This window comes from Paraburkholderia solitsugae (assembly GCF_013177695.1).
Classification (GTDB): Bacteria; Pseudomonadota; Gammaproteobacteria; order Burkholderiales; family Burkholderiaceae; genus Paraburkholderia; species Paraburkholderia solitsugae.
The window spans coordinates 1-19,007 of the sequence record NZ_WOEY01000129.1 but is presented as its reverse complement, the minus strand read 5'-3'; the positions used below and the strand labels follow the sequence as shown (position 1 = coordinate 19,007).

The following is a 19,007-nucleotide window of genomic DNA, read 5'->3' as shown; positions in this document are numbered from 1 at the left end:
GTCTCGCATTGGCCGTCATCGCGAGCGCTGCGAGCCCGATACCCACCCTGATCTTCGACGAAGTGGACACGGGGATCGGCGGCGGCGTCGCTGAAGTGGTTGGGCGGCTGCTGCATCAACTGGGACAGGCGCGTCAGGTGCTGTGCGTGACGCACTTGCCGCAGGCCGCCGCCCGCGGCGACCATCATTTCCAGGTGGCGAAGGCGGGCAACGGCAAGGGCGGCACGGTCAGCAGCGTGACCTCGCTGGACCGCGCGAGCCGCGTCGAAGAAGTTGCGCGGATGCTCGGCGGACTGGAGATCACTGCGACTACGCGCAAGCATGCGAAGGAAATGCTGGCGGCCTAGGAACTCGGGCTGGCAATCACCGCGGCCATCGGCGAACGCAAGGCAAAGCAAGGCGGCGAGCAGCGCGTGAGGCATGGCGGCCCCGTGACTCGAGCGTCGGCACGAGGTGCAAATCCGCCACCGGCCGTCCAGGCAGCGCACGCTGCTCCGTGGTGCGCGACGCCGCTACGGGCAGTGCCGGGCGAACCCAGTCAACCGCGGCGAACCGGGTCCGGGCTGCACGAGGTGCTCGACGCGCCTCGCGCTTTCAACCTTCGCCAAACACCCGCTCCCAAAGCCGCAGCACGGCTTCGCGCTGAGCCACCACCAGCGCCGGATCGACCCGCGCCTTCTCCATCCCGTCCAGCCGCAGCTTGTGCTGCAACTTCCGGTAGATCCGATAAGCCGCGCCGACTGTCTCCGCTTCCGCCTCGCTCATCAAGCCAAAGCGCGACACTTCACGCAGCAGCGCGATGTTGCCGGTATTGCGGATCAGTTCAGGATCGCTCGCCGCGTGCAGCAGCACCCAGTACTGCACGGTGAATTCGATATCGACCATGCCGCCGCGATCGTGCTTCAGGTCGAACAGCGCCGTATGGTTCGGATGCCCGGCCTCGACGCGCTCGCGCATCTCGACGATTTCCTTCGCGAGCGGCGCGGCTTCGCGCGGCGTGGTCAGCACCTGTTCCCGGATCTGCTCGAATTTCGCGCCGATTTCGGCGTCGCCCGCGCAGTACCGCGCGCGGCTCAATGCCTGATGCTCCCACACCCAAGCTGTATTCGCGGCGTCGCCTTCGCGCAGTTGATAACGGCGGAATGCATCCAGATCGGTGACGAGCAGGCCCGACTCGCCGTTTGGCCGCAGCCGCAAGTCGACATCGAACAAGGTGCCCGCGCCGGTCGCCGTCGTCAGCCAGGTGATGAGGCGGCGGGTGTAGGTGGCATAGACGTCGGCGGCGGCATCGTCCGGATCATCGTAGAGGAAGATCACGTCGAGGTCGGACGCGTAACCGAGCTCCTTGCCGCCCAGCTTGCCGTACGCGATCACCGCAAACTTCGGCACCTCGCGGTGGCGTTTGGCCAGCTGCTTCCAGACCGCTTCGAGCGTGACGTCGAGCACGGCGTCGGCGAGCTCGGACAGGCGGTCGCTCACATGCTCGACACTCAGCCTGCCGGCCAGATCGATCAGCAGGATGCGGAACACCTCGGCCTGGTGCGCGTGGCGCAACAGGTCCATCTGTTGCTCGATGCCATCCGCCGCGGCCAGACGCAAGCGCAGCGTGCGCTTGAATTCAGGCCAGTCGAACGGGCTGTCCATCGCCTCGTCGTCGAGGAGTTCGTCGAGCAATTGCGGGTGGCGAATCAGATAGCCGGCGGCCCAGCGCGAACCGCCCAGCACCGAGAGCACGCGATGCAGCGCTTGCGGATATTCGGTCAGCAGCGCAAGGTATGCGCCGCGCCGGCTCACGGCTTCGAGCAGGTCGAAGAAACGCGCCACCGTATCGCCGCGCCGTTCGGGCGGCTCCAAGGTACGCGCGGCTTCCAGCGCGCGCTGCGCGACGATATCGAAGCGCTGGCGGCTACGCTCGGCGAGCCCCGCGTAACGCGATGACTGCCACACCGCGCGCAACCGCGCCAGCAGTTCGTCCGGCTCCGGCACGCCCAGTTCGATCAAGCGCGCGCGAAGCGCGTCGTCAGCGCTGTCGTCGGCGAGGGCGCTGCTCCAGACCCACGCCGCCGCGCCGTCTTCCGGCGCGCCGCAGCCGTCGCGGCCGCTCACCTTGTCGGCAAAAATCTGGTCAAACTGCTGCTCGACAAACTCACGGTGCACGTCGAGCTTGAACATCAGCGCGGCATAGTCGTCGCACCCCATGGCGCGCGCGAGCGCCGCACGTTCCTCAGGATCGACCGGCATCGCGTGGGTTTGCGCGTCGTTGCGGTATTGCAGACGGTGCTCGAGTTCGCGCAGGAAGCGGTACGCCTGCGAAAGCTTCACGCAGACCGAGGTATCGATCAGCCCGTGTGTGGCCGCGTGCCGCAACACGGCGAGGGTCGGCCGCACCCGGAAGCCGGCATCCTGGCCGCCCCGGATCAGCTGAAAGACCTGGGCGCTGAACTCGATTTCGCGGATGCCGCCGCGGCCCAGCTTGATATCGTCGGCCTTGTCGGGCCGCATCGAGGCGCGCCGCTGCGCTTCCTGGCGAATCTGCAAATGCAGCGCGCGAATCGCGCTAATCACGCCGAAGTCGAGATAACGCCGATAGACAAACGGCGTAACGATCGCGTCGAGCTGCTTCTGCAGCCGCTCTGCCGCCTCACTCATGCCTTCGGAGACGAGCCGGCCCTTGATCCATGCATAGCGCTCCCACTCGCGGCCCTGCACATAGAAATACTCTTCGAGCATGCCGAGGCTGCACACGAGCGGCCCCGAGTCGCCGTTCGGCCGCAAGCGCATATCGACCCGGAACACGTAGCCGTCCGCGGTCACCTCGGCCAATGCGCCGATCAGGCGCTTACCCAGACGCGTAAAAAAGTCCTGCGTCGCGATCGGCGAACGCTGACCGCCCGCGGTCTCGCCGTCCTCTTCATAGATGAAGATCAGGTCGATATCCGACGACACATTCAGCTCTCGGCCACCCAGCTTGCCCATCCCGACCACGCCGAGCGCGAGCCGCTCGCCCTGCGGTCCGCGCGGTTCGCCGTAGAGTATTTCGAGCTCGGCGGACACGACCGCGAGCGCACGCTGGATCGTCGTCTCCGCGAGATCGGTCATCGCGCCGGTGACTTCGGCGATATCCGCCTCGCCCGCCAGGTCACGCTCCATCACGGCGCAAAATACCTCGGTGCGCAATTGGCGCAGGGCCCGTTTGAGTGCATCCTCGCTCAACGGGCCACCGCCCGCGCCGGCTGCCTCGGCACACAGCGCATCAAAGCGCGCGTCGATCCGTTCGCGTGTGAGCGGTGCGGACGCGAGCGCCGCCACCTGCGCCACAATTTGCGGACGAGCCGCCGCGGCGCGCGCCGCGTAATGTGAATAGCTGGAACTCAGGAGTGTGGCGTCAGTCATCAAGGGTCTGGCTCGCTCGTTGCTTGATCAGCGTTGTTCAGTTCGCTGTAGCACACGGGTCCAGTCGAGGTCCGGCGGCCTCGCGCAGGTCGCGAGACGGCATGGAGAAAGGGTTTGCCGGAAGTTCGCCGACGCTTTCCCGTGTGTTACATTTCGTCGTTAATTCGCAAAACTACCATACGCCCACCCGCCGCAGCATGTCCGAGCGAAACGAATCCGCCGACCCGCACGAAACCAGGCAGGTCCGGCCCGCGAGCGGAAGCGCCCACGTGGTGCTGCATCGGACGTCCCACGTGGTGATGGCGCTTGCACTCGCCTTCTACTTCATCGCGGCGGGTCTGTTTCTCGGTTTGCGTTACGTGCTGCTGCCGCGCGTCGACTCGTTCCGGCCGCGCATCGAAGCCACGGTCTCGGAGAAGCTGCACACGCAGTTCACCATCGGCAAGCTGGCGCCGCACTGGAGCGGCTTTCAGCCGGGCCTCGACGTCACCGATATCGTCATCCGCGACCATGAGGGCAAAGCGGCGCTGACCATTCCGCACGCCACCGCCGCGCTCTCGTGGAAGTCGCTCTGGCAGTTCCATCCCGCGCTTTCCAGCCTGATCGTCGATCAGCCCGACGTGCTGGTGTCGCGCAGCAGCGACGGCGTCATTTCGGTGGCGGGCGTGCCGGTGCCGACCCGGCACAGCGGTAACGACACCCTGTCCACATGGCTATTGCGGCAACAGGCGATCGTGGTGCGCGGCGGCGTGTTGCGCTGGCGCGATGCGCAGCATAACGCGCCGGAGCTTGCCCTGCGCGACATCCGGATCGCGATTCTCAACGACGGCTACGATCACCGGCTCGCGTTGCAAGCGCCCGCCGACGGCCATGTCCTGCACGGGCCGATCGACTTCCGCACGCATTTCAAACACGCCCGCCTCTCCGCGATCGGCAAGCCGGTCAACTGGGCCGGCCAGGTCTATATGTCGACCGGTCCGGTCGATCTGCCGACCCTCGCGGGCTATATCAATTTCCCGATCGAGATGTTCGCCGGCCGCATCGACAATGCGATCTGGGCCGACTTCGCCGATGGCCGTATGACGTCCGCAAGCGGGCAACTGGCCGGGACGGACGTCGCCATGCGGGTGCGCCCGACCCAGCCCAAGCTGGTCGTACCGATCGCCAATTTCTCGTGGCGCGTCGAGGCCGCCCCGGGCAACTACACGCTGCAACTGAACGACTTGCACGCCGAACTCGGCCAGCCCCCGCTCGACGACGGCACGCCGCTCACCCGCACCCTTGCGCTATCCACGCTGAACGGCCGCTTCCGGACGGCCTCGCTGCAGCATGGACAACTCGTCAGCGTCAGCGGCGACCGTGTCGACCTGGGCATCCTCGCCGAATTCAGCCGCGCGCTGCCGTTGCCGCGGCCCTTGCTGAACAGTCTGGTGCGCTTCAATCCGCGCGGCATGGTAGCGAACTATGTGATCGAAATGGAACGCGGCAAACCCGAATCCGGCGAAGCGGGCAGCGACCACCGGCCGAGCGGCGCCGAGCCGATCGAGCGTTATCGTTTCAAGGGTGACCTGCAGGGCATCAGCTTCGCCGCGCAGGAACCGCCACCGGGGCTCACCCCGCTGAATCACCCGCGTGCGGGCATTCCCGGTATCGAAAACCTGTGGGGCAGTGTCGATGCCGACGAAAACCATGGCACCGCCACGCTCAACACGTCCAATGTTGCCATTACGCTGCCGGGCGTGTTCGACGACCCCCGCCTGAAACTCGACCGTCTGCATGGCCGGGCAGACTGGACCATCTCGCCGAAAGCGCCGGGCGAAAATCACCGTGCCTTCACCGTTAAACTGGCCGACTTCGGCATCTCGAACGCGGACGCTGACGCCACCGCCACCGCCGATTACAGCAACCCCGGCCATGGGCGCGGCTCGCTCGACCTCAAAGCCGACTTCCAGCGCGCGCAGGTCACACGCATCGTCCGCTATCTGCCGACCAGCATCAGCGAAAAGCTGCGCATCTACCTGGGCCATGGACTGCAAGCCGGCGTATCGCACGGCGCGACGATCGAAATACACGGCGATCTGACCAAATTCCCCTACTCCCGTGCTCCGGAGGCGGGGGTCTTCCATATTGTCGCGCCGTTCAAGGGCGGCAAGTTCGACCCCTCGCCGTACCCACCGCGCAAGATGAAGAACGGCACGCCGAACGTGTGGCCGCCGCTGGATGGCATCGACGGCGTGTTCGAACTCAAGGAAAACGTGCTGCGCTTCGATATCGACCGTGCCCATTACAAGCAGGTCGCTTTAAACAAGGTGAACGGCAAGATCGACGACCTCGGCACCAAGGCGTCCGACCTCATCATCACGGGCAACGGCCGTGGGCCGCTTGCCGACATGCTCGACTACGTCGACCAGAGCTCGCTTGGCATCATGTCCAAACATGCGACCGAGAAAGTGCGCGCTGAAGGACCCGCCGCGCTGGCGCTCAAACTGACCGTGCCGCGCACGCCGAAGCCGCATATCGCCGTGGAAGGCGCGGTGGGTTTCCAGAACAATCGTTTGACGGTCGATAACGTGCCGCCGTTGTCGCAACTGAACGGCAAGGTGCGCTTTACCGAACATACGGCGCAGGTCGACCGGCTCTCGGGTCAGTTTCTCGGCGGCGATGTGCACGCGAATGGTGGCCTGAAGCAGGACGGCACGTATGCACTCAACCTTGGCGGCCACATCGCTGTCGATGCCGCGCGCGGCCTGAATCTGCATGGACCGGCCGCGCAGGTCCTGACACGCATGAGCGGCAGCGCGCCTTACGCGCTCAACGTGCGCGGCGCCAAAGGGCGGTTGCCGGAGGTCACGGCGAACTCCGATCTGACCGGCCTCGCGCTCGACTTTCCTGCGCCGTTCAACAAACCGGTCGGCACGCCGATGCCGCTGCACTTCGCGGTCAGCCCCTCCAGCGACGCGAGCGAAGCCGGTCTGGAACGCGCCGACCTCACCTTCGGCCCGATTGCCGCCACCTATGTGCTGCGCTACCAGCCGAAAACGCCCCCGACGGTCATGCGCGGCGCGATCGGCGTCAACAAGCCCGCCGACTTGCCGTCAGATGGCGTGATCGCCGCCGTCGACGTCGAAGCGTTCGACGCCGACGCCTGGCGCGCGCTCGTCACGCAGATGCGCAACAAGGAAGCGCCATCGCCTGCGCCCACCGCGCCGGCTGCGCCGAATCCGACCCTCGCGCAATTCCTGCCGAACCGCTTCGCGCTGCACATCGGTACGCTGACGCTGCTCAAGCGGCACTGGGACAGCGTGATCGTCGGCGCATCGCATGCGGACGGCAAATGGCAGGCCAACATCGCGTCGAACCAGGTGTCGGGCCACGTTTCGTGGTTGCCGGGCGCCAACAAGGAATCGCCGGGCACGCTGCAGGCGCGCTTTGCCCGCGTGGTGATTCCGTCGGCCACCGACAAGGACCTGCTCGGCCAGGCCATTTCCGCGCCGGCGCAGAACATGCCGTCGATCGATCTGGTGGTCAATGAGTTGATCGTGCGCGATCGCAACATAGGCCGGCTTGAAGTCGACGCGCACAACTTCGAAGAAGACGGTGTGCCGGTCTGGCAACTCGACAAGCTGGACATCACCAATTCCGCCGCCACGCTGACCGCCACCGCGAACTGGCGCACGTCGACGGGTCTCGGCAACACCGCCGACGAGGCGACGCCGCGCCGTACGGTGTTCAATTTCAAGCTCGACATCAAGGACGCCGGCGCGCTGCTGGAGCGCTTCGGCCAGCCGCGCACGCTCAAGGCCGGCAGCGGCTCCCTCTCGGGCAAGGTGGTGTGGCGCGGCGGCCCGACCACGATCGACTACCCGACGCTCAATGGCAATCTGGCCGTCGATCTGCGCCATGGGCAGATTCTCAAGGTCGACCCGGGCGTCGCGAAACTGCTGGGCGTGCTCAGCCTGCAAAGCCTCGCGCGTTTCGCCACGCTCAATTTCCGCGACGTAATCGGCGAAGGACTGCCGTTCGAGCACGTCACCGGCACGGGTCAGATCAACAATGGCATTGGCCGCACCGAGAACTTCGAGATGGTGACGGCGCCGGCCCGCGCTGAGATGAAGGGTTCGGTGGATCTGGCGCAGGAAACCCAGGATCTGCACGTGCAGATCGTGCCGACCGTGAGCGCCGGCGCCGCCGTGATCGCCGCCACCGTAATCAATCCGCTGCTCGGGCTCGGCGCGCTGGTAGCCGATCTGGCGTTCAGCAAGTCGGTCTCCACGGCGTTTGAGCGCGAGTACGCGATCACCGGTTCGTGGTCGAAACCGCACATCGAGCGAGTGAAGGACGATCGCGGTAAGATGGACGTTCCGGCTTCGACCGTGGAAGCGCACTGAGCTTGATTCGCCCCTTTGTTTGATCGGAAAAGCACAGTGCCGCGCCGCGGGCCCAAGCCAGCCTTGAACGACGTATGCGGTGCCAGCGGTTCGCGCCGCCGCCTTGCCGGGAGTTTTTCGAAACGCTCATGAGCGAAACACACGTCTCTTCATCATCGTCCACCGCTTTGTCCCCTGCCTCGCCCACCGCGGCGTCCAGCGGGCCTTCCGAAAGCGCCTTCCGCGTTGCCGCGTTGCAAATGGTGAGCACGCCGGATCGCGAGCGCAATCTGGCCGAAGCGGAACGCCTGATCGCCGAAGCCGCCGCCGACGGCGCGCAACTCGTCCTGCTGCCCGAGTACTTCTGCTTCATGGGCTTCAAGGACACGGACAAGCTCGCCGTGCGCGAGCCCTACCAGGACGGCCCGATCCAGCGCTTTCTCGCCGACGCCGCGCGCCGCCACAAGGTCTGGGTGATCGGCGGCACCTTGCCGTTGATGTCGCAGGAACCGTCGCGCGTGCTCAACACCACGCTGGTGTTCGACCCGCAAGGCAACGAGGCCGCGCGCTACGACAAGATCCACCTGTTCAACTTCGAAAAGGGCGAGGAATCGTTCGACGAGGCACGCACCATCTGCCCCGGCGGCGAAGTCCGTACCTTCGAGGCGCCGTTCGGCCGGGTCGGTCTATCGGTCTGCTACGATCTGCGCTTTCCGGAGCTGTACCGGCGCATGGGCGACTGCGCGCTGATCGTGGTGCCGTCGGCGTTCACTTACACCACCGGCCGCGCGCATTGGGAGATGCTGCTGCGCGCCCGGGCGGTCGAAAACCAGTGTTACGTGCTGGCTGCCGCGCAAGGCGGCAAACATGAAAATGGCCGCCGGACATGGGGCCACAGCATGCTGATCGACCCGTGGGGCGAAATCGTCGCGGCGCGCGACGAAGGCGCCGGCGTGGTGGCCGGCAATCTCGAGCGTGCGCGTATCGACGAAGTGCGGCGAAGCCTGCCCGCCTGGCGTCACCGCGTGCTGAGTTGCTGATGTATTACCTGACATTGAAAGTGCGGCGCCCGTCACTCATATAAGTGGTGATGCAAGCGCTAACCGAATCCTTCGTATCGAGCAGAACATACTTCGCATGAACATCATCGAACCCGGTATCCGTAATCTCGCCACCGCCAAGGACATCCTCCTGACGCCCTACGGTCTCGACGAATCCCTGCTCACTCGCACGCTTGCCGAAATCTTCACGCACAAGATCGATTACGCTGACCTGTACTTCCAGTACACGCGCAGCGAAGCGTGGAGTCTCGAAGAAGGCATCGTGAAGTCGGGCAGCTTCAGCATCGACCAGGGTGTCGGCGTGCGCGCCGTGTCGGGCGATCGCACTGCCTTCGCGTATTCGGACGATCTGTCGCCCGAAGCGATCCGTCAGGCGGCGCTCGCCACCCGTTCGATCGCCAAGGCCGGCGGCGGCAAGCAGAAAATCAAGGTGGCCACATCGCTGACCGGCATTGCCGGGCGCGATCTGTACCTGCCGTCTGATCCGCTGCACTCCCTCGACGCAACCGCCAAGGTCAAGCTGCTCGAGCGCATCGAACAGATGGCGCGCGGCCGCGATCCGCGCATTCAGCAAGTGATGGCGGGCCTCGCCGGTGAATACGACGTGGTGCTGGTCGCACGCAGCGACGGCGGCTTTGCGGCCGATATCCGTCCGCTCGTGCGTGTGTCGGTCACGGTGATCGCCGAGCAGAACGGCCGCCGCGAAATCGGCAGCGGCGGCGGCGGTGGCCGCTTCGACTATGGCTATTTCAATGACGAAGTGCTGTCGGGTTATGTCGACGACGCCGTGCATGCGGCGCTCGTGAACCTCGACGCCCGTCCAGCTCCGGCTGGAGCGATGACCGTCGTGCTTGGACCGGGCTGGCCCGGCGTGCTGCTGCACGAAGCGATCGGCCACGGCCTTGAAGGCGACTTCAACCGCAAGGGATCGTCGGCGTTCGCGGGTCGAATCGGCGAGCGGGTTGCGGCGAAGGGCGTGACGGTGGTCGACGACGGCACGCTGCCGAATCGCCGCGGCTCGCTGAACATCGACGACGAAGGCAATCCGACCCAGTGCACGACGCTGATCGAAGACGGCATCCTGAAGGGCTACATCCAGGACACGCTGAACGCGCGCCTGATGAAGATGCCGGTCACCGGCAACGCGCGCCGCGAGTCGTACGCCGCGCTGCCAATGCCGCGCATGACCAACACGTACATGCTCAACGGCGACAAGGACCCGCAGGAAATCATCGCGTCCGTGAAAAACGGTTTGTACGCAGTGAACTTCGGCGGCGGCCAGGTCGACATCACGAACGGCAAGTTCGTGTTCTCAGCCTCCGAGGCGTACATGATCGAAAACGGCAAGGTCACCTACCCGGTCAAGGGCGCGACGCTGATCGGTAGCGGGCCGGAATCGCTCAAATTCGTCAGCATGATCGGCAACGACATGAAGCTCGATTCGGGCGTCGGCGTGTGCGGCAAGGAAGGCCAGAGCGTGCCGGTCGGCGTCGGCCAGCCGACGCTGCGTATCGACAAGATGACGGTTGGCGGTACGGCCTGATTTTGATGTAGACGCATACTTCGTGCATGATATTCACGAAGTATGCGGATTTGCCGCATTTTTACACCTTGCGGCTTGCCAGCCCAGCTTGCACGGGTTATAAAGTCACTCACCCTTTTTGACCAGCGACCTATTTCGCCATGTCCGCCAAGTTTTACTTTTACTTTTTTTGGCATCTCAGACCGCTGGCGGATCGAGAGGGGTGTTAGTGCACGCAAGACACTCAGAATTCACGAAAACCGCCAGCTAGCCTGGCGGTTTTTTTTCGCCCCACGCCTTAGAAACTTTTGCCGTTGAAATCTTTTTGATTGTTGTCCGCCCTGGCATCGCTGCCTGATTGCTGTCTGATCGCAGCCTTCGTTGCCCGCGCGAACACGCTACGACCCGATTCAGGAGAACAAGCATGCCCCCGCACAACACCGACGATGTCCGCATCCGCGAATTGAAAGAACTCACGCCGCCCGCTCACCTGATCCGCGAATTCGCCTGCGACGAAACGGTGTCCGACGTGATCTACAACTCGCGCAATGCAATGCATCGCATCCTGCACGGCATGGAAGACCGTCTGATCGTCATCATCGGACCGTGCTCGATTCACGATACGAAGGCGGCGATGGAATACGCCGGGCGTCTGGTCGAGCAGCGCAAGCGTTTCGCCGGCGAGCTCGAAATCGTGATGCGGGTGTACTTCGAAAAGCCGCGTACGACGGTAGGCTGGAAGGGTCTTATCAACGACCCGCACATGGACAACAGCTTCAAGATCAACGACGGCCTGCGCACCGCGCGCGAACTGCTGCTGCGTATCAACGAACTCGGCCTGCCGGCCGGCACCGAATACCTCGACATGATCAGCCCGCAGTACATCGCCGATCTGATTTCGTGGGGTGCGATTGGCGCGCGGACTACCGAATCGCAAGTGCATCGCGAACTGGCTTCGGGACTGTCGTGCCCGGTCGGTTTCAAGAACGGCACGGACGGCAACGTCAAAATCGCCGTCGACGCGATCAAGGCCGCCTCGCAGCCGCACCATTTCCTGTCCGTCACGAAGGGCGGCCACTCGGCGATCGTCTCGACCGCCGGCAATGAGGACTGCCACATCATCCTGCGCGGCGGCAAGACGCCGAACTACGACGCGGACAGTGTCAATGCGGCATGCGCCGACATCGGCAAGGCCGGCCTCGCGGCGCGTCTGATGATCGACGCGAGCCACGCGAACAGTTCCAAGAAACACGAGAACCAGATTCCGGTGTGCGCGGACATCGGCCGCCAGATTGCTTCGGGTGACGAACGGATTGTCGGCGTGATGGTGGAATCGCATCTGATCGCGGGCCGCCAGGACCTGCAGGAAGGCTGCACACTGACGTACGGCCAGAGCATCACCGATGCGTGCATCGGCTGGGATGAAAGCGTCGGTGTGCTGGAAGGTCTCGCCGAAGCGGTCAAGCAACGGCGTGTGGCGCGCGGCAGCGGCAACTAAACAATCGCTGCGCGCCTCTGCGCGATTGCTGTAGTTGGCTTAACGAAAACCCGGCTAATCCGGGTTTTTTTGTTAGCCGAACGGACGAATGGTGCTCCACGAGCCGCCTCTGTACCGTAACAATTCGTTTGCCGGGTCGGATACGACTTGACCCGGCTGGGTGTTGCGTATAATATTTTATACATGAAAGGCGGCTATGGAGCAGGAAAAAGAAATTCGCTGGATGGGCTCCAGCTATCACGATTTACTTGCCTTCCCCGAAGAGCCGCGTCGCCGGGCCGGATTTCAGCTTGGCAAGATTCAGGCAGGACTGGACCGTGACGACTGGAAGCCGTTTGATTCGATCGGCGCCGGAACGCGCGAGATTCGCATCAGGGAAGCTGACGGTATTTACCGCGTGATGTATGTCACCAAGTTCGTGAAAGCGTTGTATGTTCTGCATTGCTTCCAGAAGAAAACGCGGAAGCTGGCGCCACAGGATAGAAAGATTGCCGAGATGCGGTACCGCGCCATCATCAATGATAGGAAAACTTAACAAATGACGATCGACACAAAAATCCGTCACGTAACAAAACCCGGCGCAAACCTGTTCCTCGAACTCGGCTTCTCCGCCGAAGAGGCGAAGCGCTTGCACGCCGCGTCGCAAAAACAGATCAACGACACGCGGCTGCTCAAGGAGCAGTTGATGACCGAGCTGTCCAGCTGGATCGAACAGCATCATCTGAAGCAAGCCGAGGCGGCTGAGATTCTGATGGTGTCCCGGCCGCGCGTGTCAGATGTGGTCAACAAAAAGACCACCAAGTTCACCATCGATACCCTGGTCGAAATGATGAGCCGGATCGGCAAGCCGGTCACCCTGGCGGTTGGGTAAGGCGCATGCCCCCGCGTGCTTTCACACCCGGCTCACCATGCGCCCTCGCTTCACTGCACTACGCCTGAACCGAACACTTCGGTGTGAATCCGCGCCGCATCCACACCGAGCGAGGCCAATGCCTCGCATTGCGCGCGCATGAACGGCACCGGCCCACAGATGTAGTAATCCGCATCGGGAACGATCACCTTGTCGGCGATTTTCGCGAGGTCGAGGCGGCCTTCGAAGTCGTAGTCGATGCCGGCGCGATCGCACGCTTCAAGGGCTTCGTAGAATACCGCACGCGTAACGTTAGGATACGCTGCGACCGTATCGTTAAGCCACTGCCGGAACGCATGCACGCGGCCATTGCGGCAGGCATGCACGAAAGTCACGCTGCGCTCACTCTGGTCGGCGAGTAACGTGGACAGCATCGAGGTCATCGGGGTCACACCCACACCGCCGCTCATCAGCACGACGGGCGTCGTCTTCTTGCGGTCCAGCATGAAATCGCCCATTGGCGCGCTGACATGGACCACCGCGCCCACTTCCACACCGTCGTGCATGAGGTTCGAAACAAGGCCGGGCGCAGTGTCCTCCAGGCCGGCCTCGCGCTTCACCGAAATACGCAGCCAGTTACCGTTCGGCGCATCCGACAAGCTGTACTGCCGCGGCTGATCGACGCCGAGTTGATCCACGAATCGCTTCACGCTCAGATATTGGCCGGGTTCGAAGCCACAGGCGGGCGAGCCGTCGGCAGGCGTCAGATAGAACGACGTGATCTCATCGCTCTCCACTTCCTTGCGCGCAACCTTGAACGGCCGAAAGCCACTCCACGCCGCGCCGTCATAGAGCTTTGCCTCCGCCCCAATGAAAATATCCGCGAGCTGCCCATACGCGACTTCCCATGCGCCAAGCGTCTCCTGATCGACAGCGTCGCCGAGCACATCGACGATTGCGCCCAACAGATGGCGCCCCACGATCGGATAATGTTCCGGCCGGATATTCAGACTCGCGTGCTTGTGCGAGATTCGCGAGACCGTCGGGCCCAGCGCGCCGAGATTGTCGATATTGGCGGCATACGCATACACCGCCTTCGCCAACGTTTCCGGCTGACTGCCGCTCTTCTGGTGAGTCTGGTTGAACACATTCTTCAACTCAGGATGATGCGCGAACATGCGCTTGTAGAAGTGTCGGGTGATGGTGGTGCCATGTACGGCGAGCACGGGAACGGTGGCTTTGACGCGGGCGATCTGGTCGGCAGTGAGAGCGGGCATAACGACTTCTCCTTAAAGATGCATTTACAATACATCTTTAAGGAGAAGCTTTGCACTGGACAGATTGTCACAGCGCTTAAAGGGACTGAAGCAGGGATTGAAGCGCGCTGTTAGCCGGCGCTACGATCGTGCCGCCATAACACGTCGCTGCCGCCGTCCGCGCGATTAAGTACGCGCGCGAGCACGAACAGCAGGTCGGACAGCCGGTTCACATACTGGCGCGGCGCCTCATTGACCGCCTTGCCCTCACCCAGGGCGACGATCGACCGCTCCGCGCGCCGGCACACCGTACGGCACACGTGCGCAAGCGCGGCCGCGCGCGAGCCAGCGGGCAGAATGAATTCCTTCAACGGCGGCAGGGTCGCGTTGTAGTCGGCCAGCCAATCGTCAAGTTGGCTGAGGTGCTTATCGGTGATCATCGTCTGGCCGGGGATGCAGAGCTCACCGCCAAGATCGAACAGGTCGTGCTGAATCGCGACCAGCCTTGCCCGCACATTGTCGGGCAGCGCCTCACACAGCAACACGCCGAGATTCGAATTGAGTTCATCGACATCGCCGATTGCAGCAATGCGCGCGCTATCTTTGCGCACGCGCCGGCCGTCGCCGAGACCTGTGGTGCCGTCATCGCCCGTACGGGTGGCGATCTTGCTCAAGCGGTTGCCCATGATGTCTCCCATGCATTCATTCAGTGACGATGCGTCAGCACAGCGCCGGCGGATCCATTCAGTGAATCCGGCAAATAAGCCACCCGGTTAGCCACCGCGTTTATCCATATTGCGCGCATCGTGAGGTCGCCGCCATTATAGGAGCGGCAGCCGCTCCCGACGCCGGCCCGCGGGTGATCGGCGTAAAATGAAGCACAAGCTGTAGAACAGCTCCGTCCCAATATCAGGAGACATGCGTGAACCATCCCGTGCCGCCGGCCCCACTGCGCCGGCCGTTTCCCGCCGAGTTGCTGACCGGACTCAAAGCCGCTTTCGGCGAACGCGTGTCCACAGCAGAGGCTGTCCGCGCGCACCATGGCCGCGATGAATCGCCGTTCGATCCCCAACTGCCCGACGCCGTCGTATTCGCGCGCAATACGGAAGACGTGCAAACCATCGTCAGGCTGTGCGGCCAGTACAACGTACCGATCATCCCCTACGGCAACGGCTCGTCGCTCGAAGGACATCTGCTGGCGGTGCAAGGCGGCGTGTCGATCGACCTGTCGGAAATGAACCGCGTGTTGTCGATCAACGCCGAAGATCTGACCGTCACGGTCGAACCCGGCATCTCGCGCAAGCAGTTGAACGAAGCGCTGCGCGACACCGGCCTGTTTTTCCCGATCGACCCGGGTGCGGACGCGAGCATCGGCGGCATGTCGGCCACGCGCGCCTCGGGCACCAATGCCGTGCGCTACGGCACGATGCGCGAAAACGTACTCGGACTGACGGTGGTGCTCGCCGACGGTCGCGTGATCAAAACCGGCACGCGCGCGCGCAAGTCGGCGGCGGGTTACGACCTCACGCGTCTGTTCGTCGGCTCTGAAGGCACGCTCGGCGTCATTACCGAAATCACCGTTCGGCTCTATCCGCAGCCCGAGGCGGTTTCGGCTGCGGTCTGCACGTTCCCGTCGATGGGCGATGCGGTGCGCGCGGTCATCGAAACGATTCAGATGGGCGTGCCGATTGCGCGCGTCGAGTTCGTCGACTCGCTCGCGATCCGCTCGATCAATCGCCATTCGAATCTGACGTTGCGTGAAGCACCCACGCTCTTCTTCGAATTCCACGGCACCGAAGCCGGTGTGAAAGAGCAAGCCGAGCTGGTGCAGGAGATCGCCGCGCAGAATGCCGGCGAGGGCTTCGAATGGGCGACCCGCCCGGAAGACCGCAGCCGCCTGTGGAATGCGCGCCACAACGCCTATTTCGCGATGCTGCAACTGAAGCCCGGCTGCCGCGCCGTCACGACCGATGTCTGCGTGCCGATCTCGCGCCTCGCGGAATGTGTGGTGGAAACGGAGCAGGATCTGAACGCGTCGCCGCTGCCCTGCCCGATCGTCGGCCATGTCGGCGACGGCAACTTCCACGTCGCGATCCTGATCGATCCAGACAAACCGGAAGAGCTCGCGGAAGCCGAGCGCCTGAACCATCGCATCGTGCAGCGCGCGCTGCGCATGGACGGCACCTGCACGGGCGAGCACGGTGTCGGGCTGCACAAGATGAACTTCCTGCTCGAAGAACACGGTGAAGTCGCCGTCGACACGATGCGCTCCATCAAGCACGCGCTTGATCCGCGCAATCTGATGAACCCGGGCAAGATCTTTTCCTGGGCGGCTTGAGGCGTCATCGGCGCTCAGCTCAACTCAGTTGCGGCAGCGGCAGAGATCAGCGGCAGCGGCAACGCCTGCTGCCGCACAACCAGACTTGACCCGGCACGCACGGTGAAAGACACGAGGAGACAAGTCATATGAACGCACCCGTCGAACTGACGGCCGAAGTTCTCGCCCAGCGCCAGCGCGAAGTCGTGCAAGCGCTGATGGCCGTACTGCCAACCCACTGTCTGCTGTATCGCGAAGAAGATACCGTTGCCTACGAGTGCGACGGCCTCGCCGCCTACAGGCGTCTGCCGCTCGCGGTGGCATTGCCCGAGACGGAATCGCAGGTGCAGCGCATCGTGCAGATCTGTCACCGGCTTGACGTGCCGATCGTGCCACGCGGCGCGGGCACCGGTTTGTCCGGCGGGGCGATGCCGATTCGTCACGGCGTGGTGGTATCGCTGGCGCGCTTCCGGAAGATCGTCGAAGTGGACTCGTATGCCCGGACCGCGACAGTCCAGCCGGGGGTGCGCAATCTGTCGATTTCCGAAGCCGCTGCGCCATATGGCCTTTACTACGCGCCCGATCCGTCGTCGCAGATCGCCTGCACGATCGGCGGCAACGTCTCCGAGAACTCGGGCGGCGTGCACTGCCTCAAATACGGCCTTACCGTGCACAACGTGCTGCGTGTGCGCGCCGTGACGATGGAAGGCGAAATCGTCGAATTCGGTTCACTCGCACCGGACGCGCCAGGCCTCGATCTGCTCGCGGTGTTGATCGGCAGCGAAGGCATGTTCGCTATCGTCACCGAAGTCACCGTCAAGCTGATCCCGAAGCCGCAAACGGCGCAGGTCATCATGGCCAGTTTCGACGACGTCGTGAAAGGCGGCGACGCGGTCGCCGGCATAATTGCAGCGGGCATCATTCCGGCTGGTTTGGAGATGATGGACAAACCGGCTACGCGCGCCGTCGAAGAGTTTGTCAACGCGGGTTACGACCTCGACGCCGCGGCGATCCTGCTGTGCGAATCGGACGGCACGCCGGAAGAAGTCGCCGACGAAATCGTGCGCATGACCGCGGTGCTGCGCGAACAGGGCGCCACCCGCATCCAGATTTCACGTTCGGAAAGCGAACGTCTGCGCTTCTGGTCCGGGCGCAAGAACGCGTTTCCGGCGGCAGGCCGCATTTCGCCTGACTACTACTGCATGGACGGCACCGTGCCGCGCCGCAGTATCGGACCGCTGCTGGCGCGCATCGAAGTCATGGAGAAGAAATACGGCCTGCGCTGCATCAATGTGTTCCACGCCGGCGATGGCAACATGCATCCGTTGATCCTGTTCAACGGCAACGATATGGACGAGTGGCATCGGGCTGAAGCGTTCGGTTGCGACATTCTCGAAACGTGCGTCGAACTGGGTGGCACGGTGACGGGTGAGCATGGCGTCGGCATCGAGAAAATCAATTCAATGTGCGTGCAGTTCTCGCCTGAAGAGCGCGACGCATTTCACGCGGTCAAGCGCGCCTTCGACCCGCCTGGCTTACTGAACCCCGACAAGGGTATTCCCACCCGCGCGCGTTGCGCCGAGTACGGCAAGATGCATGTGCGTGGCGGCTTGCTGCCCCATCCGGATCTGCCGCGGTTTTAAAGCGAGCGGCGGGCTTCCCTTCGTGATTGTAGGGTAGGTGACGCGAATGTCGGCCCGCGCCGCTCGTTCGCCGCTCCCTCGCCCCCTTCACCGCTTCCCGTCCTCCTCGGACGCATCGCGCATACCCGCCCCGGTGCTTCTTTCCAGTTCCCACCCTGATTACCCGATGCGGGTCCGCTCCGGGTTGCCAGCGGGCCCGCGCCCGGTACAATCAATCGAAACACAACGACGCAGGACACCATGGAAGAGGACGACATCGTCGCCGTTTGGTCTGAACGCGTGCGTTCGGCCAGCGCCGAAGGGCGCACATTGCGCATCCGTGGCGGCGGCACCAAAGACTGGTACGGTCAGACGCTGGAAGGTGACATCCTCGACACGCGCGCTTATCGCGGCATCATCGCCTACGATCCGGCCGAACTGGTCATAACCGCGCGCGCGGGCACACCTCTGCTGGAGATCGAGGCCGCGCTCGCCGAACACGATCAGATGCTCGCCTTCGAACCGCCCCACTTCGGGCCCCAGGCCACCTTCGGCGGCTGTGTCGCGGCGGGCATCGCCGGTCCGCGCCGCCCGTCCGCCGGTGCGGCACGCGACTTCGTGCTCGGTACGGTGATCATGAACGGCCAGGGCCAGACGCTGCATTTCGGCGGCCAGGTGGTGAAGAACGTCGCCGGTTACGACGTCTCGCGTTTGATGGCGGGCTCGCTGGGCACCCTCGGGCTGATCCTCGAACTGTCGATCAAAGTGCTGCCGCTGCCGCAGGCCGAAACCACGCTCAAATTCGAAATGAACGGCACAGACGCGGTCCGCAAGCTCAACGAATGGGGCGGTCGGCCGCTGCCGATCACGGCGAGCGCATGGCGTCACGGCACGCTGGCCGTGCGGATGGCCGGCGCGGAAGCCGCGGTCAAAGCGTCGCGTACGGCGCTCGGCGGCGAAGTCGTCGATGCGGTCGAGGCGGAGCGCTTCTGGGCCGGCCTGCGCGAACAGACCGACTCGTTCTTTGCGGCCATCCCGCCGAAGGCCGCACTGTGGCGCCTCGCGCTGCCGTCGATTACCGAGCCGCTGCAATTGCCCGGCGCGCAACTGATGGAATGGGG

Annotated in this window: 12 protein-coding genes and 1 pseudogene; 10 read left to right on the top strand and 3 right to left on the bottom strand. The window is 63.9% G+C overall.

Features of this window, described 5'->3' with window-relative positions; all coding sequences use genetic code 11:
* Positions 1 to 347: pseudogene (locus GNZ12_RS32800) on the top strand (DNA repair protein RecN); the annotation flags it as partial.
* A 247-nt stretch (positions 348 to 594) separates the two neighbouring features.
* Here GNZ12_RS32800 and glnE read toward each other — a convergent pair.
* The gene (gene glnE / locus GNZ12_RS32795; protein WP_172316190.1) at positions 595 to 3,393 is read right to left on the bottom strand and encodes a bifunctional [glutamate--ammonia ligase]-adenylyl-L-tyrosine phosphorylase/[glutamate--ammonia-ligase] adenylyltransferase; all 2,799 of its coding nucleotides are present in this window, start codon (positions 3,391 to 3,393) and stop codon (positions 595 to 597) included.
* Between the two features lie 197 nt (positions 3,394 to 3,590).
* Here glnE and GNZ12_RS32790 point away from each other — a divergent pair, with 197 nt between their 5' ends.
* The 6 genes from GNZ12_RS32790 (at position 3,591) to GNZ12_RS32765 (ending at position 12,712) form a co-directional block, all read left to right on the top strand.
* Entirely contained in the window at positions 3,591 to 7,781 is a 4,191-nt protein-coding gene (locus GNZ12_RS32790) for a YhdP family protein (protein ID WP_235993951.1), read from the top strand.
* Positions 7,782 to 7,909: 128 nt separating this feature from the next.
* A complete protein-coding gene (locus GNZ12_RS32785; protein WP_172316188.1) occupies positions 7,910 to 8,800 on the top strand; it encodes a carbon-nitrogen hydrolase family protein in 891 nt (296 codons plus the stop codon).
* Between the two features lie 97 nt (positions 8,801 to 8,897).
* A complete protein-coding gene (tldD, locus tag GNZ12_RS32780) occupies positions 8,898 to 10,364 on the top strand; it encodes a metalloprotease TldD (RefSeq protein ID WP_172316187.1) in 1,467 nt (488 codons plus the stop codon).
* 403 nt (positions 10,365 to 10,767) lie between these two features.
* Positions 10,768 to 11,841 carry a 3-deoxy-7-phosphoheptulonate synthase AroG gene (gene aroG, locus GNZ12_RS32775; protein WP_172316186.1) on the top strand — a complete coding sequence of 358 codons (1,074 nt, stop codon included), beginning with the start codon at positions 10,768 to 10,770 and terminating at the stop codon, positions 11,839 to 11,841.
* Between the two features lie 196 nt (positions 11,842 to 12,037).
* The gene (locus GNZ12_RS32770) at positions 12,038 to 12,376 is read left to right on the top strand and encodes a type II toxin-antitoxin system RelE/ParE family toxin (RefSeq protein WP_172316185.1); all 339 of its coding nucleotides are present in this window, start codon (positions 12,038 to 12,040) and stop codon (positions 12,374 to 12,376) included.
* Between the two features lie 3 nt (positions 12,377 to 12,379).
* Positions 12,380 to 12,712 carry a helix-turn-helix domain-containing protein gene (locus GNZ12_RS32765; protein WP_063494819.1) on the top strand — a complete coding sequence of 111 codons (333 nt, stop codon included), beginning with the start codon at positions 12,380 to 12,382 and terminating at the stop codon, positions 12,710 to 12,712.
* A 50-nt stretch (positions 12,713 to 12,762) separates the two neighbouring features.
* Here the strand turns inward: GNZ12_RS32765 and hmpA are convergent, their stop codons facing one another.
* Complete coding sequence (gene hmpA, locus GNZ12_RS32760) at positions 12,763 to 13,968, bottom strand: NO-inducible flavohemoprotein (protein WP_172316184.1); 1,206 nt, start codon at positions 13,966 to 13,968, stop codon at positions 12,763 to 12,765.
* A gap of 110 nt (positions 13,969 to 14,078) precedes the next feature.
* Positions 14,079 to 14,633 (bottom strand): cob(I)yrinic acid a,c-diamide adenosyltransferase, encoded by a 555-nt coding sequence (locus GNZ12_RS32755; RefSeq protein ID WP_172316183.1) that lies wholly within the window; start codon positions 14,631 to 14,633, stop codon positions 14,079 to 14,081.
* Between the two features lie 236 nt (positions 14,634 to 14,869).
* Here GNZ12_RS32755 and GNZ12_RS32750 point away from each other — a divergent pair, with 236 nt between their 5' ends.
* From GNZ12_RS32750 to glcE, 3 genes are all read left to right on the top strand, one after another.
* Entirely contained in the window at positions 14,870 to 16,285 is a 1,416-nt protein-coding gene (locus GNZ12_RS32750) for an FAD-linked oxidase C-terminal domain-containing protein (RefSeq protein WP_172316182.1), read from the top strand.
* A gap of 128 nt (positions 16,286 to 16,413) precedes the next feature.
* Complete coding sequence (locus tag GNZ12_RS32745; protein WP_172316181.1) at positions 16,414 to 17,907, top strand: FAD-linked oxidase C-terminal domain-containing protein; 1,494 nt, start codon at positions 16,414 to 16,416, stop codon at positions 17,905 to 17,907.
* A gap of 240 nt (positions 17,908 to 18,147) precedes the next feature.
* Positions 18,148 to 19,007: glycolate oxidase subunit GlcE (glcE, locus tag GNZ12_RS32740; RefSeq protein ID WP_172316180.1), on the top strand; the 860-nt coding region annotated here is incomplete at its 3' end.